Genomic DNA, 23,646 nt, shown 5'->3' with positions numbered 1-23,646 from the left:
CCACTGAGGGGGAAAGGGGACGCTCAGGGGGCCACGACGGCGGCGCCTCGTGCGCCTGCCGGTGGCCTGACACGCCGGGTATCACCCGGAGATGTCGTCGTCACCCACCACTGTTCCGCTCCTTACGGGAGACAAGTCCTGCGTCCACCGTAACAGGACGGCACGCGGGGGCGCTCCCGCTTTCCACCGGCCCTTCACCCGGGCCGTGGGCATGATTCAGGCCGCCCCGAGCGCGGGCAGCACCACCGCGTGCACGTACCGCCGCAGGCCCGCCTGCGTCACCATGCGGCCCTCCATGAGCTCCGGGGCCAGGACGCCGCCGAGGATCATGTGCACCACGTAGTCCACCGCCGCGTTCTCGGGTGCGAGTTCGCCGCGCGCCATCGCGCGGCGGAGCATCGGCGAGAAGTAGCGGCGGCAGGGCTCGACGATGAGTTCGCGCAGGGCGGCCTCCAGCGCGGCGTCCGCGTGCGCGGCCTGTCCGATGCCGCGCATGAGGCTGGCCCTGCGGGCGGTCTCCTCGTCGTCGAAGCTGTCGACGAAGGCATCGAGGTCCCCACGCAGGCTTCCGGTGTCGGGGATGTCCTGGCTGATGGGGGTGACGAAGTGCTTCAGCGCGCTCGCCACGAGCCCGTCCTTGCCGCCCCACTGCCGGTAGAGAGTGGCCTTGCTCATGTGCACGCGCGAGGCGACCGCGTCCATCGTGAGCGCCCCGTACCCCTGCTCGGTGAGCAGGTCCACGACGGCGTGGTACAGCTCCTCGGCGCGACCGGGCCCGAGCCTGCCGGACCTGACCTCGCCCGCCACCGCCATCACCGCGCCTTTCCCGTGCACCTTCGCACCGCCCATCGGACCGCGGGCGAGCTTACCAAGGGAAAGTAAAGAAACGATACGGTGTCGTTCACCTTTTCTTCGCTTGGTGGAATGTTCAACCACCTCTCCCCGTTGCACAGGGTGCCCGACGGACAGGCCGTCGCCGCAGCACGGGAGGCACCGGTGGAGGACACGTACTTCGAGTTCGGCACCCCCGCGGACCGCTGGGACCGGGCCGGGATGTTCTTCGAGGCGAAGGAGTACACGACCGCCGTGCGCATCCTGCGCGGACTCGTGGCCGAGGCCCCTGGGCACACCGCGGCGCGGCTGCTGCTCGCCCGCGCCTACTACCACTCGGCGCAGCTGGGCCGCGCCGAGACGGAGCTGCGGGCGATCCTCGACCGCGACCCCGTCGAGTCCTATGCGACCCTCCTGCTCGGCCGCACCCTTGAGCGCCAGGGCAGGGACGCCGAAGCGGCCCCCTACCTGCGGCTCGCGGCCGCGATGACCGAGAGCGAGTGAGGTCGCCGACCGGCCGCGACCGAGGGGTCACGCGGCGTCTTCGACGGCCGGGCAGGCACCGTCACGGTGCGTGCCCGGCCCTCGTTCGGTCCACCACCTCGGGCGGGGGCACCGCGCGCTCGGCAGGGTGGGGAGGCGAAAGCGCACGCGCCCTTTCGCCGAGGAGGACCTCATGAGCGCCGCCCCCGACATGGCCACCTACGTCTACGCGGTCCGCCGCTGCGGCGGCGATGTGCACCTGACCGGGCACCCCGAAGGCGCGATGGTGCGGCTGCTGCCCTTCGGCGCGCTCGTCGCCGTCGTGCAGGACGTGCCGCTGCGGGCCCTCGGCGGCCCGGCGGCGCTGCGCCGGCTCCTCGCCCCCGAGCTGCTCGAACCGCTCGGCAGGCTGCACCGCGAACTCGTCCACGCCGCCGGGGCGACCGCGCCGACCGTGGCCCTTCCCGTCGGCACCTGCTACGCCAACGACGTCCGGGCCCGCGCGGCCCTGGAGGAGCAGGAGGAGCGCTTCGGCGCCGCCCTGCACCGCGTGACGGGCGCGGGCCGCGCCACGGCCCTGGTGGAACGGGACACGCTCGGACGCAAGCGGCCGTGAACGGCCCCGCGGCACCGGACGGCAGTCCGCCCGGGTCACGCCCCGGCACCGCGCTCCCGGAACGGGCGCCCGCCCCCGCGCCCCGGCCCGCGCCCCCGCGCCTGCCCGGCCGCAGGGCACCGCGCGGGTGCCCGCGCTGACCGCTGCCTCAGCCCGCGAGCACCCGTACAGGCGTCCCCCTCAGCCCGCGAGCACCCGCACGGGCGTCCCCCTCAGCCCGCGAGCACCCGCACGGGCGTCCCCTCGGCCCAGGCCCGTACGGCCTCGGCCGCCTGGGCGTAGAAGACCTCGTACGTGCCTTCGGTGACGTAGCCGATGTGCGGGGTGAGGACCGTGCGGGGCGCGGTGCGCAGCGGGTGGTCCCGCGGCAGGGGCTCGATGTCGTAGACGTCGATGCCCGCACCGGCGATACGGCCCTCCTGGAGCGCGGTGACGAGCGCCGCCGTGTCGACGAGCGGGCCGCGCGAGGTGTTGACGAGATACGCGGAGCGCCGCATCCAGGAGAGTTCGTCGGCGCCCACGATCCCGGCAGAGCGCGGGCTCAGCTTGTAGTGCACCGTCACGACGTCCGCCGTGGTGAAGAGTTCCCGCTTGGTGACGGGCTCGGCGCCGAGGGAGCGGGCGTGCTCGGGGTCGAGGTGCTCGCTCCAGGCGAGGACGCGCATCCCGAAGGCACGGCCGATCGCGGCGACGCGTGCGCCGAGCCGCCCGAGCCCGACGACCCCGAGGACGCGCCCGTCCAGGTCCCCGCCCACCGTGTGCTGCCACTCCCCCGCGCGCATCCCCGCGGCCTCCGCGGGGATCTGCCGTACGAGCGAGAGGATCAGCCCCCACGTCAGCTCGGGTGTCGCCGATACCGGGCTCTGCGTGCCGCACACGGTGACGCCCATCTCGCGGGCGGCTTCGAGGTCGATGGACGCGTTGGCCATGCCCGTGGTGACGAGCAGCCGCAACTTCGGCAGCCGGGCGAGGCGTTCGCGGGTGAAGGGCGTCCGCTCGCGCATCGCGACGACCACGTCCGCTTCGGCGAGCGCGGCGACGACGTCCTCGGTCGCCGCGAGGTGCTCGTGCAGGAACTCCACGTCGCCGCCGAGCGCCGCCCAGTCCGCGTAGCGGTGGGCGACGTGCTGGTAGTCGTCGAGGACGGCGATGCGCACGGGTGTTCCTTCCCTCGGTGCCGGTGGTCGCGTTCACCCTACGGCCGGGGTCCGCGCGCGGGTCAACGGTCCGACTCGGGCCACACGTAGGGGAGGTCGCCGGGGACACCGGGGAAGAGCGGCGCGTAGTGGCCCGGGTCCTTGCGCACGAGGGCGGAGCGGTGGCTCAGGTGGAAGGCGGGGTCCCCGAGCCACGGGGGCAGTTCGCCCGCGCGGGCCAGGACGGGCTGGGTACGCACCCGGCGGAGGTCGCGGGAGGCGGCGAGGTCGCCGCGCAGGGAAGCGGCGACGGTGTCGGCGAAGCCGAGCGCCGTCCAGGCCGCGCACATGGCGAGCCCGTACCGTACGAGCGCCTCCTCGTAGCCGCGCCACATGGCCACCGCCGGGTGGTGGCGCCAGCCGTAGCCCGGGACGGTGATTCCGCGCAGCACCTGGAGCGTCTCGACGCGCTGCTTGCCGAGGCGGCGCCGGTCGAGGACGCCGGCGGTGTCCGCGAAGCCGGAAAAGGGCAGGAAGGTCTGCATGCGGCGTTCCTACCGCGTGGTGCCCTCGCCCACACTCCGGCGGGGGGCGCGTCGCCCGGGCGCGGGCGGGGCAGGTGCGGGGGTGGGGCGCGACGCTGAATGATGGGGGCGGACCGTCTCCGTAGCGAACCCGCGCACTTGCGACCGTGTCCTGACCACGACGAGGAGTGGCACATGCCCCACGAGAGAGCCGGACAGCCCGCGCTGCCCGAGGACCTGACCGACATCCCCGCACTGGTGACGGCCTACTACGCCCTCCACCCGGACCCCGCCGACGCGGACCAGAAGGTCGCCTTCGGGACCTCGGGGCACCGCGGTTCCGCACTGAACACGGCCTTCAACGAGGACCACATCGCGGCGACGAGCCAGGCCATCTGCGAGTACCGGGCCCGCCAGGGCACTACGGGGCCGCTCTTCCTGGGCGCCGACACGCACGCGCTCTCGGAGCCCGCGCGGGTCACCGCGCTCGAAGTGTTCGCGGCGAACGAGGTACGCGTGCTGATCGACGCGGACGACGGCTACACGCCGACCCCCGCCGTCTCGCACGCGATCCTTCGGTGGAACAAGGGCCGTGACCGCGATCTCGCGGACGGCGTCGTCGTGACGCCCTCGCACAACCCGCCCGCGGACGGCGGATTCAAGTACAACCCGCCGAGCGGCGGTCCGGCGGGCTCCGAGGCGACCGGCTGGGTCCAGGAGCGCGCCAACCGGATCATCGCCGACGGCATGAAGGACGTCCGGCGCGTCCCGTACACGCGCGCGCTCGCCGCGGAGACGACGGAGCGCTACGACTTCCTCGGCTCCTACGTCGAGGATTTGCCGACGGTCGTGGACCTGGAGGCGGTACGGGCCGCGGGCGTGCGCATCGGCGCCGACCCGCTCGGGGGCGCGTCGGTCGCGTACTGGGGACGCATCGCGGAGCGGCACGGGCTCGACCTGACGGTCGTCAACCCGCACACCGATCCCACCTGGCGCTTCATGACGCTCGACTGGGACGGCAAGATCCGCATGGACTGCTCCTCGCCGCACGCGATGGCCTCGCTCATCGCACAGCGCGACCGCTACCACCTCGCGACGGGCAACGACGCGGACGCGGACCGGCACGGCATCGTCACGCCCGACGCGGGGCTCATGAACCCCAACCACTACCTCGCCGTCGCGATCGGCTACCTCTACGCGCACCGCCCGAAGTGGTCCGCCACCGCGGGGATCGGCAAGACGCTCGTGTCCTCGTCGATGATCGACCGCGTCGCGGGCGAGCTGGGGCGGCGGCTCGTAGAGGTTCCCGTCGGCTTCAAGTGGTTCGTGGACGGGCTGCTCGACGGCTCGCTCGGCTTCGGCGGCGAGGAGTCGGCGGGCGCCTCGTTCCTGCGCAAGGACGGCTCGGTGTGGACGACCGACAAGGACGGCATCCTCCTCGCCCTCCTCGCCTCCGAGATCCTCGCCGTCACCCAGCAGACGCCCTCGGAGCGGTACGCGGAGCTGACGGCCCGTTTCGGCGACCCCGCCTACGCCCGTATCGACGCGCCCGCGACGCGCGAGCAGAAGGCGGTGCTCGCCAAGCTCTCGCCCGCGCAGATCACCGCGGACACCCTCGCGGGCGAGCCCGTCACCGCCGTCCTCACCGAGGCCCCCGGCAACGGCGCGCCGCTCGGCGGCATCAAGGTCACGACCGAGAACGCGTGGTTCGCCGCCCGCCCGAGCGGCACCGAGGACGTCTACAAGATCTACGCGGAGTCCTTCCGGGGCCCGCGGCACCTGGAGCTGGTGCAGGAGGAGGCGAAGGGGGTCGTGGGGGACGCGCTGAAGGGGTGAGAGGAAGGGGCGAGAGGGGCGTGCGGGTGGAGGGAGCGTCGGGGAGGCCCTGAAGAGGAACGGGGGCCCGTGTCCCCAGTTCGGTGCGGAGGGGAACGGGACCCGTGTCCCCAGTTCGGTGCGGCTCTGTCGACCGTACGGCCGTACCGCTCGCGCGGCCTCCCCCTGCGCGTGCCCACAGTGGCGTATGCCCAGCCCCGCGCTCCCTCCCGCGTCCCCGCAGCCGCCCGCGCCCCCGGTCGCCCCGGGGGCCGGGACCCGCCTGCGGCCCGCCGCCGTGTTCCTCGCGCTCGCGACCGTCGTCGCGCTCGCCGCCGGGTGGCCGCTCGTCGCACGGGCGCTGCCCGACAAGGAGGCGGTCCGTGACGGGGCGCGGCTCACGATCGGCCCCGAGGGCGCCGGGCGCGTGATCCTGCGGGTGCGCGGCGACGGCTGGGAGCTGTCCCGCTCGGCGAGCGACCCGGACAGCGGTTATCTGCTGAGCCGCGCGGGAGTGCGGGTCAGGGCGAGCCGTGTGGACCTCCTCACCACGGAGGCGGCTGGACGGCTGTGGCCGGGGCTGCGGGACGTGCTGCGGGCCTCGGACGCGGGCGCGCGGCTCGGGGCGCCCGAGAAGGCCCGTACGGCGGAGGGCCGCCAGGGGCGGACGGGGAGCGCCGAGCAGGGCGGGCGCGCGGGACGCGCCTTCGCCTTCGCCGCGCCGGACGAGGACTTCGCCGTGACGGTGGTGGTGCTCGGCGGGCGCGGCGCGGAGCCGGTCGCGCTGCGGGAGGGGTACGCGCTGGCACGCAGCGCCCGTTTCGAGGGCGGCGCGGCGTGAGCGCGGCGCCGCCTGCCACGGCCCCTGTCCCCGCGCCGGCGCGGTTCAGGGAGGTGCGCGACTGGGCGGCGCGCCGCCGGCTGGGCGTGGCCGTCGTCGTCCTCTGCCTCTTCGGGCTCGGCGTGCTCGTGTGGAATTTCTCCGGCACGGCGCGGGCCTTCCCCGGGCCCGCGCTCCTGTCCGGCTTCCTCCTCGCCGTCGTGCTCTACGTCGCCTTCACGCTGCTGCGCCGGGTGCGGCCCGTGCGCACGCCGCCGAGGAAGTGGAGCTGGGCGGGAGTCGCGTGGGGGGCGACGGCGGCGACGGGCTGCGCGCTGCTCGCCAACGGCGGGCTCTCCGCGGTGTGGTCGCGCACCGCGGGGATCGACTTCACCTCTTCATGGGGTGCGGCGCTGACCGCGCCGCTCAACGAGGAGGGCATCAAGACGGCGGGCATCGTGCTGCTCGGCGCGGCGTTCCCCGCGCGGATGCGCGGGCCGCTGGACGGCTGGGTGCTCGGCGCGCTCGTGGGGCTCGGTTTCCAGATGGCGGAGAACTGGACGTACGCGCTCAACGGCGTCATCGCGACGGGCGGTACGGCGCCGGGCGACGGGGCCCTCCAGTCCGTGGTGGGGCGGGTGCTGTACACGGGGCTCGGCTCGCACTGGACGATGTCGGCGGTCGCGGGAACGGGCGTGGGGCTGCTCCTGAGCCGTTCGCCCGGCCCGGCGCGGCGGCGGCGCGCGGGCGCGGCGGCGTGCGTGCTGACGGCGGTGGGCATGCACTGGCTCTTCAACGCGCCGTTCCTCGGCGGGGGGCTCGGCACGGGGGTCAAGGCGGCCTTCGACTTCCTCCTCGCCGGTTCCTTCTGGATCGTCCTGCGCCACGCCTACCGGCACCGTGCGCGGGCCGAGTTGCGTGCGCCGGGGGTCGCGCCGGGCGCGGAGCGGCTGCTGAGCAGGCGTGGGCGCCGCCGGGCGCGGGCGGCGGTGCCGCAGGGAGCGGAACGCGAGCGGTACGCGCGGCTGATGGTGGCCCAGCTCGACCTCCTGGAGGAGCGTGCGGGCACGGGCTGCCCGCGCCCGGCGATCGAGGCGGCCTTGCGGGCCCGGGTGGCCGAGGCGCGGTACGTCCCTTCGGGCGTCGCGGGCTACTGAAGGCGGCGGGCGCGTACGGTACGCCCCTGACGCCCGGCGCGCCCGGGCTCCCGGCCGACCCGCGGAAGGTGCATGACGCGGGCCCGGCCGGGGCATAGGATCGCCCAGATTCTGCGAAGGGAAGACTCATGGCATCGGCTACGTGTCCGTGCGGCGGGACCTTCAGCACGGGCGACCCCGGTCCCGGCGGGGAGACCCCCGAGCTGGTCCACCGCGACGCGCTGAACCGCGAGGCCCCCTGCCCTCTGGAGGCTCCGGCCCCACCGGCCCGCGCGGAGGCACGGGCGGGCTGAGCCGCGGGAGCGGGGCGGTACGGGCCCCGCGGCGCGCGAGCGGGCGGCGAGCGCGCGGGGGGCCGGGCCGGGTCGCGGGGGCGGCCCGGGGTCGTACCGTACGGGGATGGTGATGACGTGGGACGGGGCGGGGGCCGGGGTGCTGCGGCTGCCCTCGGGGGTGCTCGTGCGGGGGCGGGGGTTGCGGTACGGGGAACCGGCGGGCGAGCGCGCGGAGTTCGGGGTGTATCTGCTCGGCGGGGACCCGGGGGTGACGGGGCGTGCGGCGCGCTGGGTACGGTGGCCGGACTTCCGGCTCCCGTCCGATCGCGCGGCGTTCGCCGCGGTGCTGCGGGAGGCGCTGGACCGGGCGCGCGGGGAGCGGGTGGAATTCGCCTGCGGGGGCGGTATCGGGCGTACGGGCACGGCTCTTGCCTGCCTCGCCGTCCTCGACGGTGTGCCCGCGGACGAGGCCGTCGCGTACGTACGGGCCGGCTACCACCCGCGCGCGGTCGAGACGCCGTGGCAGCGCCGCTTCGTGCGGCGGTACGGGGCGGGGGCGGCGTGAGCCGGACCGCGCGGCCCGGCGAACGTCCCCGCCCCCGCGCCTGTCCTCAGCTCCCGTCGCGGTACGCCTCAAGGAGCCGCAGCCACACCTCGCTGACCGTCGGGTAGGACGGGACCGCGTGCCACAGGCGGGACACGGGTACCTCGCCCGCGATCGCGATCGTCGCGGAGTGGAGGAGTTCGCTCACGCCGGGGCCGACGAAGGTGGCGCCGCGCAGGAAGCCGTGGTCCTCGTCGACGACCAGGCGGGCGCGGCCCGTGTAGCCGTCGGCGTAGAGGGCGGCGCCCGCGACGGAGCCGATCTCCTGGTCGACGGCGCGGACGCGGTGGCCCGCCGCCTCGGCCTCCGCGAGGGTCAGGCCGACGGCGGCGACCTCGGGATCGGTGAAGACGACCTGCGGGACGGCCACGTGGTCGGCGGTGGTCTGCGCGGGGGACCACGGCGAGGTGTCGACCGTCTCGCCCTTCGCGCGCGCCGCGATCGCCGCGCCCGCGATACGGGCCTGGTACTTGCCCTGGTGGGTGAGGAGCGCGCGGTGGTTGAGGTCGCCGACCGAGTAGAGCCAGTCGGTGCCGGGGACGCGGCAGCTGTCGTCGGACTCCAGCCAGGCGCCGGGTTCGAGGTCCACCGTCTCCAGGCCGAGGTCCTCGCTGCGCGGGGCGCGTCCCGTGGCGAAGAGGACTTCGTCGGCCTCCAGGGTCGAGCCGTCGCCGAGCGTGAGCGAGACGGTTCCTGTGACGCCGGAGCGGGAGACCTCGGCGACGGAGGTGTGGGGGCGGATGTCGACGCCGTGCTCGGCGAGCTGTTTGGCGAGGAGTTCCCCGGCGAAGGGCTCCAGGCGGTCGAGGAGGCGTTCGCCCCGTACGAGCAGCGTGACGTGCGCGCCGAGCCCGCGCCAGGCGGTGGCCATCTCGACGGCGACGACGCCGCCGCCGACGATCGCGAGCCTGCCGGGCACCTGCTGGGCGCTCGTGGCCTCGCGGCTCGTCCACGGCTTGGCCTCGGCGATCCCGGGCAGCTCGGGAAGCTTGGCGCGGCTGCCGGTGGCGAGGACGACGGCCTGCCGGGCGGTGAGCCGTGTGACGGTGCCATCGGGGGTCGTGACGGCGACGGTCCTGGGTCCGTCGAGCCGTCCGTGGCCGCGGACGAGGGGTACGCCGACCGAGTCGAGCCACTCGACCTGGCCGCCGTCCTTCCAGTGCGAGGTGAAGGAGTCCCTGCGTGCCAGTACGGGGGCCGCGTCCAGGGGCCCGGTGACCTGCTGCGCGAGCCCGGGCAGGCGGCGTGCGTCGGCCTGCGCGAGTACGGGGCGCAGGAGCGCCTTGCTGGGCATGCAGGCCCAGTACGAGCATTCGCCGCCGACGAGTTCGCTCTCCACGATCACGGTGCTCAGGCCTTGGGCGTGGGTGCGGTCGGCGACGTTCTCGCCGACGGGGCCCGCGCCCACCACCACGACGTCGTAGGTGTGCTGCTCGGCCTCGGTTCGGGTGTCCGTCATGACTCCAGTCTGTCGAAGTGTGTGCGTCCCCGCCACGGGGGTAGCGGGGACGGAATACGCCCTGACGCGGCACCGTTGTCCTGACGGGTTCGCATCCGGGCCGTATCGATGTGCCAGGACAGACCAGGAAGTAGGAAAAGCATGCCCACTGTGGAGCTGACCAAGGAGAACTTCGACCAGACCGTGACGGACAACGAGTTCGTCCTGATCGATTTCTGGGCGTCCTGGTGCGGTCCCTGCCGCTCCTTCGCCCCGGTCTACGAGAAGTCGTCCGAGGAGAACCAGGACCTCGTCTACGGGAAGATCGACACCGAGGCGCAGCCCGAGCTGGCCGCCGCCTTCGGTATCCAGTCGATCCCGACGCTGATGATCGTCCGTGACCAGGTCGCGGTCTTCGCGCAGCCCGGCGCGCTGCCCGAGGCCGCGCTCGCCGATGTCATCGGGCAGGCGCGGGCGCTCGACATGGACGAGGTCCGCAAGTCGATCGCCGAGGCCGAGAAGGCGACGGGCGGGGAGTCCCCGCAGCCGGGCGAGACGGCCTGAGTCACGCGGGCGACGGCAGGAGGACCGGGGTCCGCGTGCGGGCCGGAGCACCCCTTCCGTACCGGTCTCCCGCGGTCCCGGACCGTCCCCCTCACCCGTTCGGGTGAGGGGGACGGTTTTTTCGTACGGTCATGGCCTGCGCGTTCTTCGGGCGGGGCCGGGGGGGGAGGGGCAGGGCGGGGCCGCTTAGAAGGGGTAGGCGGCCACGTCGGCCCGTACGGTCGTCCACCGCGTCTCGGTGAAGGCGTCGAGGTTGGCCTCGCCGCCGAAGCGGGCGCCGGTGCCGGAGGCGCCGAGGCCGCCGAAGGGCGCGACCGCCTCGTCGTTGACGGTCTGGTCGTTGATGTGAACGATCCCCGTCGGGATGCGCTCGGCGAGTTCGACGCCGCGCGCGGTGTCGCGCGTGACGATGCCGAGGGCGAGTCCGTAGGGGCTCGCCGCGGCGAGCTTGACGGCCTCGTCGTCGTCGGCGAAGGACCGTACGGGCGCGACGGGCCCGAAGACCTCCTCGGTGTACGCCCGGGTGTCCTCGTCGACGTCGGCGAGGACCGTGGGCCGGTAGAACAGGCCCTCGTGGGTGCCGCCGGCGACGAGCCTGGCGCCGCGCGCGGTGCTCGCCTCGACGAGGCGGTGGATCTTGCCGAGCTGGCCCTGGTCGATGACGGGGCCGAGGTGGACCTGCTCGCGGTAGGGGTCGCCGACGGCGAGCGCGTCGGCCTTGGCGGCGAGCCGTGCCACGTACTCCTCGTAGAGCGAGGCGTGCACGAGGTGCCGCCCTGTCGTCATGCAGACCTGTCCCTGGTGGAAGAAGGAGCCCCAGGCGGCGGTGGATATGACGGCGTCGATGTCGGCGTCCTCGCGCACGATCAGCGCGGAGTTGCCGCCGAGTTCGAGGTGCGCGCGGGTCAGGTGACGCCCCGCGGCCTCGCCGACGGCGCGGCCCGCCGTCGTGGAACCCGTGAAGGAGAGGACGGGGACGTGGGGGTCGGCCACGAGGGCCTGGCCCGTCGGGGCGTCTCCCGGCAGCACGTGCAGGACGTCGTCGGGGAGCCCGGCGGCGGCGAACACGGCGGCGAGGACGAGGCCGCCGCTGACGGCGGTGCGCGGATCGGGCTTGAGGAGCACGGCGTTGCCGAGCGCGAGCGCGGGAGCGACGGAGCGGATCGCGAGGATGAGCGGCACGTTGAAGGGCGCGATGACGCCGACGACACCGACGGGTACGCGGCGCGTGTACGAGAGCCTGGGCGCCTCCGAAGGGAGTACCTGACCGAGCGGGCGGGAGGCGAGCGCGGCGGCCTCGAAGCACTCCTCGGCGGCGACGTGGAGTTCGAACTCGGCCTTGCCGGGGATCGATCCGGTCTCCCGCACGATCCAGTCGCGCAGTTCGGCCGCGTGCTCGGTGAACAGCTCGCCCGCGCGCCGCAGTACGGCGGCGCGCGCGGCGTAGGGGCGGGCGGCCCAGGTGTGGCGGGCGGCGTCGGCGACGCGTGCCGCGTCGGCCACGTCCCCGGTGGTGGCGAGGTGGTAGTGGCCCAGTGTGTCACCGGTGGCGGGCTCGGTGACGGGGTGCTCGGCGCCCGAGAGCGGGCGGGGCTGCCAGGCGGCGGGATCGAGCAGGGGCATCGGGTGCGTCTCCAGTCGGTGTGGTCCGGGATGGTCCCCGGCGGGCGGGGAGGCCGAGGCACACGGCGGCACCGGGTTCGCGTGGTGGGGGGGCGGGCGCGCGGAACCACCGGCTCGCTGCCGAATGCTCACAACCGGTCAGATCTGGTGGAGCATCGATCATCCTAGTCATGCCATTTGATCGTGGGGCACGGGTTCCGCAGTGCTTCGGCCGCGCTTCCGTTTCGCTTCCGATTCGCCGGTCCCGCGCCCCTCCTGGCCCCGGACAACCCGCCCTTCTCCCCCCTCTCTCCGGAAGCATTCCCTCCGGCCTTGCGATTCAGCCGAGTTGGCGGAGCATTCCGCAGGCCACGTCGGTCGGGCGCCGGGCCGGACGCGGTGCGCTCGCGCGTGCGGGCGACAACTACCGTGTCCTCGTGACTGCTTTCACGGATGATCAGGCGCAGAGACCTGCGGACGACAGCGCGGTGCCGGGCCGCTTCGGCCCGCACGCGACGAGCGAGGCGGCGGCGGCCGACGCGGGCCGGGTGCGCACCTCGTACGCGCCCGCCCACGACGGGGACCCCGACCCGGGCGAGATCGTGTGGACCTGGGTGCCCTACCGGGAGAACGACGGACGCGGCAAGGACCGCCCGGTACTCGTCGTGGCCCGCGAGGAGGCGGGCACGCTGCTCGCCGTGCAGCTCTCCAGCAAGCCGCACGCGGACGACCGCGACTGGGTCTTCCTGGGCAACGGCCCCTGGGACCGCACGGGCCGCGATTCCTGGGTCGCCCTGCACCGCGTCCTGCGGCTGCACGAGGAGGGCATGCGGCGCGAGGCGTGCGCGCTGGACCGGATGCGCTTCCACACGGTCGTCGCCCGCCTGCGGGAGCGGTACGGCTGGCAGTGAGCACGGCGGGGGCCCGAGGCGCGCCGCCCGGGCCCCCGCGCTCCTCCGCCCCTTCTCGCGTCCTTCTCGCGCGCACCGCGACCCGGGGGCGTGCGGCGGTACCGCAAAGGGCCGAAAAGCGCTCCTTCACCCGTTCGGCGGCGGTCCGGGCCGCCATGTGCCCTTGTGGGATGCAGGGGGCTGGTCTTGGCTTGAGGCTTCGCACAGGGACCTGTTCGCACAGGGCCTGTGCGGGGACTCACAAGGGCCCGAGCGGAGGAAACGATGCCGGACGAAGTAGCCGTGAGCGGGGCCGAACTGGAAGCCCTGGTGCGCGGCGTCTGTTTCAAGACCGGGCCGCCGCGTGCGGTCGGGGTCGAGCTGGAGTGGCTGGTGCACGCCCCCGAGCGGCCCGGTCATGTCCTGAGCGCGGCGGAGTACGAGGAGGCGCTCGCCACGGTGCGGGCCCTGCCGCTCTCGGCGCCGCTCACCGTGGAACCCGGCGGACAGCTGGAACTCAGTTCGCTGCCCGCCCCCTCGCTCGCCGCCTGCTGGGCGGCGATGCGCGAGGATCTCGCCGCCGTACGGGCGGCCCTGGCCCCGCTCGGGCTCGCGCTCGCGGGGACGGGCGCCGATCCCTGGCGCGCCCCGCTGCGGCGCCTGCGCGAGCCCAGGTACGAGGCGATGGAGCGTGTGCTCGACCGCACCGGCTCGTCGGGGCGCGCGATGATGTGCTCCTCCGCCTCCGTACAGGTGTGCGTCGACGCGGGGCTTCCCGGGCCCGGCCCGCTGGGCCTGGAACACCGCTGGCGCCTCGCCCACCTGCTCGGCCCCGTGCTCGTCGCTGCCTTCGCCAACTCGCCCTTCCTCGCGGGCCGCGCCACGGGCTGGCGCTCGACGCGGCAGGCGCTGTGGGCGGCGATCGACCCGGGCCGCACGGCGGCGCCCGCGCTCGACGCGGACGCGCGAACGGCGTGGAGCAGGCACGTCCTGGACGCGCCGGTGATGTGCGTACGGTCGGACGAGGGCCCCTGGCCCGTGCCCGAGGGGCTCACGCTGCGCGCGTGGGCGCGCGAGGGCGTACGCGCCGACGCGGCCGGGCGGGCGCCCGTCGCCGCCGATCTCGACTACCACGTCACGACGCTGTTCCCGCCGGTGCGGGCGCGGGGCCACCTGGAACTGCGGATGATCGACGCGCAGTCGGGTGAGGACGGCTGGGTGGTGCCGCTCGCCGTGGTCGGCGCCCTCTTCGACGACGAGGAGGCGGCCGAGGCCGCGTACCGGGCGGTCGCTCCGCTCGCCGAGCGCCTCGGCGACGTCCCGCCCCCGCGCTCGCCCCTGTGGCTCGCGGCGGCCCGCGACGGACTCACCGACCCCGGTCTCGCCGCCGCGGCGCACGTGTGCTTCGAGGCGGCGGCCGGGGCGCTGGAACGGCTCGGGGCGCCCGCGGCGATGCGCGCGCTCGTCGCCGGCTTCACCGAGCGGTACGTGGCGCGGGGCCGCTGCCCCGCCGACGACCTGCTCGCCCATTCCCTCGACTCGCTCGCCGCCGCGCCCGGCCTGTGGGGCACGGACGCCCCACGCGGCCTCGGCAGGAAGGACGTGGTGTCATGACCGCCGTACAGGAACCGGGCCAGGACGCGGAAACCCTCCGCGACCTCGCCCTGCGCAGCCTGCGCACCGCACGCGCCCGTACCGCGCTGCTCACCGACGCGGTCGACGAACCCGACCTCGTGGCGCAGCACTCGCCGCTCATGTCGCCGCTCGTGTGGGACCTCGCGCACATCGGCAACCAGGAGGAGCTGTGGCTCCTGCGCGCGGTCGCCGGCCGCGACGCGATGCGCCCGGACATCGACCCGCTCTACGACGCCTTCGAGCACCCGCGCGCGGAGCGGCCCTCGCTGCCGCTGCTGCCGCCCGCCGAGGCGCGGCGGTACGCGGCCGAGGTGCGCGGGCGGGTCTTCGACCTGCTCGAAGGGGCGCGGTTCGGGGGCGGGGACTTCGGCGCCGGACTCACCGAGGCGGGCTTCGCCTTCGGCATGGTCGCCCAGCACGAGCAGCAGCACGACGAGACGATGCTCATCACGCACCAGCTCCGCTCGGGGCCCGCGGTGCTCGACGCACCCGATCCCGCTCCGGCGGACACGCGCGGGATGCCGGACGAAGTCCTCGTCCCCGGCGGCGAGTTCACGATGGGGACGTCCACGGAGCCCTGGGCGCTGGACAACGAGCGCCCCGCGCACCGGCGCCATGTCCCCTCCTTCTGGCTCGACACGACGCCCGTCACGTGCGGGCAGTACGCGGCGTTCCTCGCGGACGGCGGCTACGAGGAGCCGCGCTGGTGGCACCCGCAGGGGCTGCGGCTCGTGCGCGAACAGGGCCTGCGCGCCCCGCTGTTCTGGCGGCGCGAGGGCGGTACGTGGCTGCGGCGCCGCTTCGGGCACGTCGAGCCGGTGCGGGACGAGGAGCCCGTCGTGCACGTGAGCTGGTACGAGGCGGACGCGTACGCGCGCTGGGCGGGGCGCAGGCTGCCCACGGAGGCCGAGTGGGAGAAGGCGGCCAGGCACGACCCGGCGAGCGGGCGGGCGCGCCGCTTCCCGTGGGGCGAGGAGCCGCCCGGCCCGCGGCACGCGAACCTCGGCCAGCGGCACCTGCGCCCGGCCCCGGCAGGAAGTTACGCGGAGGGCGCATCGGCATACGGGGCGCGGCAGTTGATAGGTGACGTGTGGGAGTGGACGGCGAGCGACTTCCTGCCGTACCCGGGCTTCGTCACGTACCCGTACAAGGAGTACTCGGAGGTGTTCTTCGGACCGGAGTACAAGGTGTTGCGCGGGGGTTCCTTCGGCGCGGACGAGGTCGCTGTGCGCGGCACCTTCCGGAACTGGGACTACCCGGTCCGGCGGCAGATCTTCGCGGGTTTCCGCACCGCGCGCGACGCGGCCTTCGGGGAGGGCGCCTGATGTGCCGCCATCTCGCGGTGCTGAGCGAGACCCCCGAGGCGCTCGGCACCCGGCTGTTCCTGCCGCCGCACGGGCTGCACCGCCAGTCGTGGGCGCCGCGCGCGCAGCGGCACGGGACGGTCAACGCGGACGGTTTCGGCGTGGGCTGGTACGCGGAGGGCGACCCGGTGCCCGCACGCTACCGGCGGGCGGGGCCGCTGTGGGGCGATCCCGGGGTACGGGACCTGGGCCGCGTGGTACGGAGCCGGGCGCTGCTCGCCGCCGTGCGCGACGCGACGGAGCCCGGGCCCGACGACGAGGCGGCGAGCGCACCGTACTCGGCGGGGCCGTGGCTCTTCAGTCACAACGGCGCTGTACCGGGCTGGCCGGAGAGCCTCGCGCCGCTCGTCCCCGGGCTGGCGGCGCCGCTGCTGCTCGGCCTGGAGGCACGCTGCGACGCGGCGTTCGTGTGGGCGCTCGTACGGCAGCGGCTCGACGCGGGGATACCGCCGGGCGAAGCCCTCGCCGCGACCGTCGTCGAGGTCGCCGAGGCCGCGCCGGGGGCGCGGCTCAACCTCCTCATGACGGACGGGGACAGGATCGTCGCCACCGCATGGGGCGACACGCTCACGTACCTGCGCGCGCCCGGGCTCGTGGTGGTCGCGTCGGAGCCGTACGACGACGACCCCGCCTGGCGCGCGGTGCCCGACCTGACCCTGCTCGAAGCCGACCGCGACGACCTCGTACTGACCCCGCTCAAGGAGCCGTCCCAGTGAGCCCGTTCGCCCTGACCCGCACCCTGCCCGTGGACTCGACGGGCGAGGCGCTGCGCGCCGATGTCCGCGCAGGACTGACGGCGACACCGAAGTGGCTGCCGCCCAAGTGGTTCTACGACGCGCGGGGTTCGCGGCTCTTCGACGAGATCACGACCCTGCCCGAGTACTACCCGACGCGCGCCGAGCGGGAGATCCTGCTCGACAGGGCCGGGGAGATCGCGGCCGCTTCGGGCGCGGCCACGCTCATCGAGCTGGGCTCGGGCTCGTCCGACAAGACGCGTCATCTCCTCGACGCGATGGGCGAGTTGCGCGCGTACGTGCCCGTGGACGTGAGCGAGAGCGCCTTGCGCGAGGCGGGCGAGGCCATCGCCGCGCGGCATCCGGGGCTCGATGTCCACGCGCTCGTCGCCGACTTCACCGCGCCGCTCGCGCTGCCCGAGACTCCTGGGCCGCACCTGCTCGCCTTCCTCGGCGGCACGCTCGGCAACCTCCTGCCCGCCGAACGCGCCGCGTTCCTCGGCTCGTTGCGCGCCGTCCTCGCGCCCGGTGACCTGCTGCTCCTCGGCACGGACCTCGTGAAGGACGAGGCGACGCTGCTCGCCGCGTACGACGACGCGGCGGGCGTGACGAGCGAGTTCGACAAGAACGTGCTGCACGTGCTCAACCGTGAACTCGGCGCGGACTTCGCCCCCGACGCCTTCCGGCACGTCGCGGTGTGGAACGCGGAGCGCGAGTGGATCGAGATGCGGCTGCGCGCGCTGCGCGAGATGACCGTGAAGATCCCCGCCGTGGACCTCACGGTGCCGTTCGCCGCCGGCGAGGACCTGCGCACGGAGATCTCGGCGAAGTTCCGCCCCGAGGGCCTGCGCGCCGAACTCGCCGCCGCCGGTTTCGCCCCGGCCGAGTGGTGGACGGACCGGGCGGGACGCTTCGCGCTGTCGCTGTGGGAGGTGGCGGCGGCCTGAGCCACCCGAGGCCCGGTTCCCGTCGGCCTCCGGTGCGTTGGCAGCGGAGACCGGCGGGAACGGACCTCACCACACCCTCACCCGCGGGGGGTGCCCGGCTCGCCCCGGCTTCACGCCGGAGCGCCCGGACTCCACGCGGTACGGCGAACGCCGCGCCCGGTACGCCCGCTCCGCGCCCGGCGGGCGAACTCCGCACGGGACGCCCCCCCCCGCGAAGGACGCCGCGCTTCCTCAGCCCGTCCTGTTGACGTCCAGTGCCTTCGTGATCGCCTTCGAGGCCGTGCGCGCCGCCTCCTCCTTGTCGCCGCCGGTGAGGACCTTCGTCATGTAGGTCTTGATGGGGTTGTCCGCCTCGACCTTCGCCCAGCGGGGCGAGTTGGGCGTCGCGTGGCCGGACTTGGCGCCCTTGGCCATCGCGGCGACGCCGGGCTCGTCGGAGACCGCGCCCGCGAGGGTCGTCTTGTTGGGGACGTAGTTCATCGTCTTGGCGAGGTCCTTCTGCCAGCGCTCCCCCGCGAGTTCGGCGACGACCTCGAGCGCCGCCTCATGGTCGTCGGAACGGCGCGTGACGACGAGGTCGGAGCCGCCCGTGAAGACCGCGCCCGGCTTGGCCGCGGTCTTGCCGGGGACGGGGAAGAAGCCCAGCTTGCCCTTGAGGTCCGGGTTCTGCTCCAGGATCAGGGAGGCCGCGCCCGGGACCGCGATGATCTGGCCCACGCCGCCCTTGGCGAAGACCTGCGCCTGCGGAGGGTGCTCCTCGTCGGCGGTCTTCGGGCCCTTGCCGAGTGCCTGGAGCTGGGAGTAGAAGTCCATCCCCGCGAGCGCGCTCGGGGTGTCGAGGCTGCCCTTCCAGCTGCCCGCCGTCTCCTTGGCGAGGTCGCCGCCCTCGTCCCAGACGAAGCCCGAGAGGGTGTACCAGTCCTGGCCCGCGAGGTAGATGCCCTGGTTGCCGCCCCGGTTGAGCAGGTCGGTGTCGTGCAGCCACTCGGTGCGGTCGCGCGGGGGCTTGGTGATCCCGGCCTGGTCGAAGAGGTCCTTGTTGTAGATGACGACGCGGTTGGCCGCGTACCACGGCACGCCGTACTGCGAGCCGTTGAAGCGGCCCGGCTCGGCGAGGCCGGGCAGCCAGTCGTCCATGCCGAGGTCGCGCATCGACTCCAGCGTCAGGTCGTACAGTCCGCCCTGGTCGACGTACCGCGCCACCTGTGTGTTGCCGACCTCCACGACGTCGGGCACCTCGACGCCCTCCCCGCCCTTGAGCGCCTTGCCGACCTTCTCGACGATGCCGTTCCAGGACTGGATCTTGATGTCGAGCCTCAGGTCGTCGTGGTGCTTCTCGAAGTCCTCGGTGAAGCGCTTGAGGAAGGAGGCGGACGCGCTGTCCTTCATGAGCCACACGGTGACGGTCTTACGGTCCCCGCCCGAGCCGGGCAGGACCCCGCAGCCGCACAGGACGGCGGTCGAGGTGAGCAACGCGGCGGAGGCGAGCAGACGGTGGTTCTTCACGTGGGTGGCTTTCTGTCCGCGAACAGGCAGGTGAGACCCGGCGTGGGGGACGCCTGCGGCGCGTGACGGGTGCGTCACGAGTTTGGTATGGACCATTGCGGGGGGTCAAGTGGTGTCCGGGACACGAGAAAGACACGAAGTGGTCACTCGCCGTCCACGGCTCCCGCGCCGCCCGCGCGCCACCTCCGCGCGGCGGCTTCGCCTCGCGCCCTCGCCGGGAGTGCGTCACCGTGGAACGGGCACCTGCCGTGCGTCACCCGCCACGGCGGGCGGCGCCAGCGACCGTACGACTGCGAGGAGAGCGACGCGATGAGCGAGCACGTCTACCGGGTCACCGAGATCGTCGGCACGTCCACCGAGGGCTGCGACGACGCGATCCGCAACGGCATCAGGCGCGCGGCCCAAACGGTCCGCAACCTTGACTGGTTCGAGGTCACGCAGGTGCGCGGGCACATCGAGAACGGCGAGATCGAGCACTACCAGGTGGGCCTGAAGGTCGGTTTCCGCATTGACGGGGCGGGGGACGGGGCGACGGGCGACGCGGCCTGAGGGCGCGGGCGGGCGGCAGGGAGCGGGACCGTGCGGGCGGGCGAGGCCGAGGCGCCGCCGGGCCGCGTCCGTGCGCGGGGAATCCCGCTCGGCTTCTTCTCCGGGCTGCCGGGGCGGCGCCCGCGTCCCGCGCGCGACGCGGGCCCGCTGGGCGCGGCCACACGGGCACGGGGCGAGTCCGACGAGCCCGAGCTGCTCGCCTACCTCCGCGCGGGCCTGCTCCTGCACACCGAACGGGCGGCGCTGCCGGACGCCCTCGCCCCGCACACGCCGCCGCTCACCCGCGCGGCCTCGCTCCTCACCGACGGGACCTGGGTCTGGCGCCTCGATCTCGCGCACTACGTCGCCCGTGCGCACGTCCGCCTCCCGGTGGACTTCCTCTCGGCGGTACGAGCGAGGGCCTACGTCCCCCCGGAGGTGGACGCGGAGCGGCTCGCGGCGCTGCGGGCGCACTGGGCGCACCGGGCGCACTGGGGGCCGTAACGACGCCGCACACCGCGGAAACTCTGAACGCCGTGCGGAATCCGGGCGGCGCTCACGTCCGCCCGTCCTTCTCCTGCGCCGCGTGCAGCTCCGTCGCCTCGCGCCCCCACACCGCCCGTACGACACGGAAGCCCGCGGCCTCCGCGTCGCGGCACACCAGTTCGTCGTCGTCGGCGAGGAAGGCGATGGGACGGGTACGGGCCAGGGCGCGCAGCCGCTCCAGCTTGGTGACCCTGGCCGGCCTGCGGTCGGCGTCGCCACGCAGCCACAGCGGCCCCTCGGGCAGCCCCTGCGCGGCGAGCCAGCGCACCGTGTCGGCGCGGCACCGCTCCGGACGCCCGGTCAGGTAGCCGATCGCCGTGCCTTGCGCCTCCGTGCCGCGCACGAGCGCGAGCCCGTCGGCGAGCGGCGGGTCGTCGACGGCGGCGGCGAAGAAGCCCCGCCAGTCCTTGCGGGCGCCGCGCAGGAAGTGCTGCCTGTGCCCCGCGTCCGAGAGCGTGTTGTCGAGATCGAAGAGGGCCAGCGGCCGGGTGTCGCGCACGCCCCCACGGTACGGGGCACCGGGCCGCGGGGAATCCCGCTCGCGCCCAGGACGTTGATCAGCGCGTGACCTCCGCCATCGCCACCACGACGTTCTCCGTACTCGACCGCTCCCGCGTGCGCGAGGGACACTCCCCCGGCGAGGCCCTGCGCGACACGGTCGCCCTCGCCCGCGAGGCGGAGGCGCTCGGGTACCACCGCTTCTGGGTCGCCGAGCACCACGGGGTGCCCGGTGTCGCGGGAGCGGCCCCGCTCGTGCTCGCGACGGCCGTGGCGGGGGCGACGGAGCGGATCAGGGTCGGTACGGGCGGCGTCATGCTGCCCAATCACCGCCCTTTCGTCGTCGCCGAGCAGTTCGGGGTCCTCGCGGGGCTCCACCCGGACCGCGCCGATCTCGGCCTGGGCCGCTCGGTCGGCTTCACGAACGAGGTGCGGCGCGCGCTCGGGCACGACAAGGAGGACGCGGCGCTTGAGCGCTTCGGCGAGCAGCTCGCGGAGCTGCGCGGCTGGTTCGACGGCACGCAGTCCACGTACAAGGGCGTGCACGCGGTGACCGCGGAGGGCCTGCGCCCGCCGCTCTTCGTCCTCGCCACCGGGCGCGGCGCGGACCTGGCCGCGCGGGCGGGGCTGCCGCTCGTGATCGCGGCGGTACGCGGCGAGGACGAGCTGCTGCGCACGCTCGACGCGTACCGCACGGGTTTCCGCCCCTCGCCGGGGAACCCGGACCCGTACGTCGTGCTCTCCGGGACGATCGCCGTCGCGGGGACGGCGGAGGAGGCACGCCGGCTGCTCCTTCCCGAGGCGTACGCCTCGATGTGGTCGCGCACCCGGGGCGTCTTCCCGCGGCTCCTCCCGGCGGAGGAGATCGCGGGGCGGTCTCTGACGGACCGCGAGCGGCCGCTGTACGAGGACGCGCTGCGCGGGCACGTGGCGGGCACGGACGAGGAGGTCGCCGCGGAGCTGGAGCGGCTGCTGACCCGTACGGGCGCGGACGAGTACCTCGTGACGACGAGCACGTACGACCGCGCCGCGCTGCTCGATTCGTACCGGAGGCTGGCCCGCCTGACCGGGCTCGCGGAGCGAACCGGACAATAGATCCCGGTGCCCCCGGCCCTGCGGGGCAGGAGGGGTGCCGGACGTGCCGTGCGCGGGGGTCTACCGTGGGCGGCCAGGACACGGGGGAGAGTGAGGAGTGAGGATGGACAGCCGTACGGCCCTGGTGGAGGACCTGCTCGACCGGTTCCCCGGGGTGCCGAAGGAAGCGGTTTTCAAGGAGGACCTGCTGCGCGGCGGTGTCGCCTTCGACAAGTCGGCGCTGAGCGACAACGAGTCGGGCGAGGTCAAACCGAAGTCGTACTTCATCTTCTCCTTCGACCACGGGACGCTGCCCGAGCTGGGCGAGGCCGCGCTGCGCCGCCCCCCGGAGGAGATCGTCCTCACCGGCGGCCCCTACGACCTGCGTCGCACCGTCGTCTCCGTGCGCGTGAACCCGGCCTCGCCCTACCGGGTGGCCGCCGACGAGGACGGGATGCTCGCGCTGTTCCTCGACGGCAAGCGGATCGCGGACGTGGGCGTGCCGCCGATGCCGGAGTACTACAAGCACAAGCTCTCGAACGGCAAGTCGGTGATGGAGGTCGCGCCCACGATCCAGTGGGGCTACCTGATCTACCTCACCGTGTTCCGGGTCTGCCAGTACTTCGGTGCCAAGGAGGAGTGCCAGTACTGCGACATCAACCACAACTGGCGCCAGCACAAGGCGGCGGGCCGCCCGTACACCGGCGTCAAGGACGTGGACGAGGTCCTGGAGGCGCTGGAGATCATCGACAAGTACGACACGGGCAAGACGTCCACCGCGTACACGCTCACCGGCGGCGCGATCACCTCGAAGGTCGCCGGGCGCGACGAGGCGGACTTCTACGGGCACTACGCGAAGGCGATCGAGGAGCGCTTCCCCGGCCGCTGGATCGGCAAGGTCGTCGCGCAGGCGCTGCCCAAGGACGACGTCCAGCGCTTCAAGGACTACGGGGTGCAGATCTACCACCCCAACTTCGAGGTGTGGGACCGGCGGCTCTTCGAGCTGTACTGCCCCGGCAAGGAGCGCTACGTCGGCCGCGACGAGTGGCACAAGCGCATCCTGGACTCGGCCGAGATCTTCGGCGCGCGCAACGTCATCCCGAACTTCGTCGCCGGTGTCGAGATGGCCGAGCCCTTCGGCTTCACGACCGTGGACGAGGCGATCGCGTCGACGACCGAGGGCCTGCGCTTCTTCATGTCGCACGGGATCACGCCGCGCTTCACGACGTGGTGCCCCGAGCCCACCACGCCGCTCGGCAGGACGAACCCGGGCGGGGCGCCGCTGGAGTACCACATCCGGCTGCTCCAGGCGTACCGGGCGACGATGGAGGAGTACGGGCTCTCCTCGCCCCCCGGCTACGGCCCGGCGGGCGCGGGCAACGCCGTCTTCTCGGTCAGCTCCTTCATGGACAGCCTCGACCCGAACAGCTCGGTGGCGCCCAGCGTCGTGTGACGCCGCCGCTTCCCGTGACGGCCCGCGCGGGCCCCCGTACCACAGCCGCCACCGCCGGTACGGGGGCCGCGGCGTACCCGGAGGCGGATGCCGCCCCACGGGTGCGGCACGCGCGCCGTCCGCCGCGGCCCCGTCCTGCTCGCCGCGCGCGGCGCCGCCGCCCTCGTCCCCGGGCGCTGCGCCCGGGTCCGCTTCGTCCAGCGGCAGGCCGAACACGCCACGGCCAACAGCACCGTGCGCCTCCCCGACCGCACCGCACCCACCCCGCCGGTGAGAAGCGCGGGTCACTGTGCCGCCAGGACGCACCCGGTCGGCCCGACTCCACGATCAGCGAACGACGGCGGCGGCACGGCGGGCCCGGAGAAGCGGGTGCCGGCGGGGGCGGCCAAGGCCCGGCCGGGCGGCGCCCCTCCCCACCCCGGACCTGCACCCCGCCCGGACCTGCGCCTCTCCCCCGCCCCGGACCTGCACCCCGCCCGGACCTGCGCCTCTCCCCCGCCCCGGACCTGCACCCCGCCCGGACCTGCGCCTCTCCCCCGCCCCGGACCCGCAGCCCTCCCCCGCCCCGGACCTGCGAGGACTCCCCCGGCTGCCTACGATCGGCGT

The 23,646-nt window shown here is 74.3% G+C and carries 23 protein-coding genes; 16 read left to right on the top strand and 7 right to left on the bottom strand.

Annotated elements, in window-relative coordinates; genetic code table 11:
• Positions 1-216 precede the first annotated feature (216 nt).
• A complete protein-coding gene (locus tag ACQYWQ_RS28550) occupies positions 217-807 on the bottom strand; it encodes a TetR/AcrR family transcriptional regulator (RefSeq protein ID WP_431039390.1) in 591 nt (196 codons plus the stop codon).
• A 189-nt stretch (positions 808-996) separates the two neighbouring features.
• Between ACQYWQ_RS28550 and ACQYWQ_RS28545 the strand changes: the two genes are divergently transcribed.
• Both ACQYWQ_RS28545 and ACQYWQ_RS28540 read left to right on the top strand, forming a co-directional pair.
• Positions 997-1,335: a tetratricopeptide repeat protein gene (locus tag ACQYWQ_RS28545; RefSeq protein WP_431039389.1), complete on the top strand. Its 339-nt coding sequence runs from the start codon at positions 997-999 to the stop codon at positions 1,333-1,335.
• A 172-nt stretch (positions 1,336-1,507) separates the two neighbouring features.
• Entirely contained in the window at positions 1,508-1,930 is a 423-nt protein-coding gene (locus ACQYWQ_RS28540; RefSeq protein ID WP_431038668.1) for a GvpL/GvpF family gas vesicle protein, read from the top strand.
• A gap of 212 nt (positions 1,931-2,142) precedes the next feature.
• Here the strand turns inward: ACQYWQ_RS28540 and ACQYWQ_RS28535 are convergent, their stop codons facing one another.
• Both ACQYWQ_RS28535 and ACQYWQ_RS28530 read right to left on the bottom strand, forming a co-directional pair.
• On the bottom strand, positions 2,143-3,087 hold the full coding sequence (locus ACQYWQ_RS28535; protein WP_431038666.1) for a D-2-hydroxyacid dehydrogenase family protein: 945 nt from the start codon (positions 3,085-3,087) through the stop codon (positions 2,143-2,145).
• Positions 3,088-3,149: 62 nt separating this feature from the next.
• Positions 3,150-3,611, bottom strand: a complete 462-nt coding sequence (locus ACQYWQ_RS28530; protein ID WP_431038665.1) for an MSMEG_6728 family protein — start codon at positions 3,609-3,611, stop codon at positions 3,150-3,152.
• Positions 3,612-3,785: 174 nt separating this feature from the next.
• Between ACQYWQ_RS28530 and pgm the strand changes: the two genes are divergently transcribed.
• The 4 genes from pgm to ACQYWQ_RS28510 all read left to right on the top strand — a co-directional run bounded on the left by pgm (position 3,786) and on the right by ACQYWQ_RS28510 (position 8,222).
• The gene (gene pgm, locus ACQYWQ_RS28525; protein WP_431038663.1) at positions 3,786-5,426 is read left to right on the top strand and encodes a phosphoglucomutase (alpha-D-glucose-1,6-bisphosphate-dependent); all 1,641 of its coding nucleotides are present in this window, start codon (positions 3,786-3,788) and stop codon (positions 5,424-5,426) included.
• Positions 5,427-5,613: 187 nt separating this feature from the next.
• Complete coding sequence (locus tag ACQYWQ_RS28520) at positions 5,614-6,246, top strand: hypothetical protein (protein ID WP_431038661.1); 633 nt, start codon at positions 5,614-5,616, stop codon at positions 6,244-6,246.
• Positions 6,243-7,382: a PrsW family intramembrane metalloprotease gene (locus ACQYWQ_RS28515; RefSeq protein WP_431038659.1), complete on the top strand. Its 1,140-nt coding sequence runs from the start codon at positions 6,243-6,245 to the stop codon at positions 7,380-7,382. Before ACQYWQ_RS28520 ends, ACQYWQ_RS28515 begins: the two co-directional genes overlap by 4 nt.
• A gap of 399 nt (positions 7,383-7,781) precedes the next feature.
• Positions 7,782-8,222 (top strand): protein-tyrosine phosphatase family protein, encoded by a 441-nt coding sequence (locus ACQYWQ_RS28510; protein WP_431038657.1) that lies wholly within the window; start codon positions 7,782-7,784, stop codon positions 8,220-8,222.
• 46 nt (positions 8,223-8,268) lie between these two features.
• Here the strand turns inward: ACQYWQ_RS28510 and ACQYWQ_RS28505 are convergent, their stop codons facing one another.
• Positions 8,269-9,720, bottom strand: a complete 1,452-nt coding sequence (locus ACQYWQ_RS28505; RefSeq protein WP_431038655.1) for a dihydrolipoyl dehydrogenase family protein — start codon at positions 9,718-9,720, stop codon at positions 8,269-8,271.
• Positions 9,721-9,861: 141 nt separating this feature from the next.
• On the opposite strand from ACQYWQ_RS28505, the gene trxA reads away from it, so the two are divergent.
• Entirely contained in the window at positions 9,862-10,263 is a 402-nt protein-coding gene (trxA, locus tag ACQYWQ_RS28500) for a thioredoxin (RefSeq protein WP_431038653.1), read from the top strand.
• A gap of 186 nt (positions 10,264-10,449) precedes the next feature.
• Here trxA and ACQYWQ_RS28495 read toward each other — a convergent pair whose 3' ends face one another.
• Positions 10,450-11,886 (bottom strand): aldehyde dehydrogenase family protein, encoded by a 1,437-nt coding sequence (locus tag ACQYWQ_RS28495; protein WP_431038651.1) that lies wholly within the window; start codon positions 11,884-11,886, stop codon positions 10,450-10,452.
• Positions 11,887-12,302: 416 nt separating this feature from the next.
• On the opposite strand from ACQYWQ_RS28495, the gene ACQYWQ_RS28490 reads away from it, so the two are divergent.
• From ACQYWQ_RS28490 to egtD, 5 genes are all read left to right on the top strand, one after another.
• Complete coding sequence (locus ACQYWQ_RS28490) at positions 12,303-12,776, top strand: type II toxin-antitoxin system PemK/MazF family toxin (protein ID WP_431038650.1); 474 nt, start codon at positions 12,303-12,305, stop codon at positions 12,774-12,776.
• Between the two features lie 264 nt (positions 12,777-13,040).
• Positions 13,041-14,369 (top strand): ergothioneine biosynthesis glutamate--cysteine ligase EgtA, encoded by a 1,329-nt coding sequence (gene egtA, locus ACQYWQ_RS28485; protein ID WP_431038649.1) that lies wholly within the window; start codon positions 13,041-13,043, stop codon positions 14,367-14,369.
• Positions 14,366-15,715, top strand: a complete 1,350-nt coding sequence (egtB, locus tag ACQYWQ_RS28480; RefSeq protein ID WP_431038648.1) for an ergothioneine biosynthesis protein EgtB — start codon at positions 14,366-14,368, stop codon at positions 15,713-15,715. Before egtA ends, egtB begins: the two co-directional genes overlap by 4 nt.
• Positions 15,715-16,470: an ergothioneine biosynthesis protein EgtC gene (gene egtC / locus ACQYWQ_RS28475; protein ID WP_431038647.1), complete on the top strand. Its 756-nt coding sequence runs from the start codon at positions 15,715-15,717 to the stop codon at positions 16,468-16,470. The genes egtB and egtC overlap by 1 nt, the downstream gene beginning before the upstream one ends.
• Positions 16,467-17,435, top strand: a complete 969-nt coding sequence (gene egtD, locus ACQYWQ_RS28470; protein WP_431038645.1) for an L-histidine N(alpha)-methyltransferase — start codon at positions 16,467-16,469, stop codon at positions 17,433-17,435. The genes egtC and egtD overlap by 4 nt, the downstream gene beginning before the upstream one ends.
• Positions 17,436-17,666: 231 nt before the next feature.
• On the opposite strand, the gene ACQYWQ_RS28465 is transcribed toward egtD, so the two are convergent.
• Positions 17,667-18,941, bottom strand: coding sequence for an extracellular solute-binding protein (locus ACQYWQ_RS28465; protein ID WP_431038644.1), 1,275 nt, complete (start codon positions 18,939-18,941; stop codon positions 17,667-17,669).
• 309 nt (positions 18,942-19,250) lie between these two features.
• Here ACQYWQ_RS28465 and ACQYWQ_RS28460 point away from each other — a divergent pair, with 309 nt between their 5' ends.
• Together ACQYWQ_RS28460 and ACQYWQ_RS28455 are read left to right on the top strand one after the other, a co-directional pair.
• Positions 19,251-19,490, top strand: a complete 240-nt coding sequence (locus tag ACQYWQ_RS28460) for a dodecin (protein ID WP_431038642.1) — start codon at positions 19,251-19,253, stop codon at positions 19,488-19,490.
• 30 nt (positions 19,491-19,520) lie between these two features.
• Positions 19,521-19,973 (top strand): hypothetical protein, encoded by a 453-nt coding sequence (locus ACQYWQ_RS28455; protein ID WP_431038640.1) that lies wholly within the window; start codon positions 19,521-19,523, stop codon positions 19,971-19,973.
• 52 nt (positions 19,974-20,025) lie between these two features.
• Here ACQYWQ_RS28455 and ACQYWQ_RS28450 read toward each other — a convergent pair whose 3' ends face one another.
• Positions 20,026-20,514, bottom strand: a complete 489-nt coding sequence (locus tag ACQYWQ_RS28450; RefSeq protein WP_431038639.1) for an HAD family acid phosphatase — start codon at positions 20,512-20,514, stop codon at positions 20,026-20,028.
• Between the two features lie 65 nt (positions 20,515-20,579).
• Here ACQYWQ_RS28450 and ACQYWQ_RS28445 point away from each other — a divergent pair, with 65 nt between their 5' ends.
• Together ACQYWQ_RS28445 and ACQYWQ_RS28440 are read left to right on the top strand one after the other, a co-directional pair.
• Positions 20,580-21,608 (top strand): LLM class flavin-dependent oxidoreductase, encoded by a 1,029-nt coding sequence (locus ACQYWQ_RS28445; protein ID WP_431038637.1) that lies wholly within the window; start codon positions 20,580-20,582, stop codon positions 21,606-21,608.
• Between the two features lie 103 nt (positions 21,609-21,711).
• Positions 21,712-23,040, top strand: a complete 1,329-nt coding sequence (locus tag ACQYWQ_RS28440; protein ID WP_431038635.1) for a radical SAM protein — start codon at positions 21,712-21,714, stop codon at positions 23,038-23,040.
• Positions 23,041-23,646: the final 606 nt, after the last annotated feature.

The sequence above is a fragment of the Streptomyces sp. P6-2-1 genome, assembly GCF_050613165.1.
GTDB lineage: Bacteria > Actinomycetota > Actinomycetes > Streptomycetales > Streptomycetaceae > Streptomyces.
The sequence above is the reverse complement of the archived record's forward strand: the minus strand, read 5'-3'. Positions and strand labels throughout refer to the sequence as shown.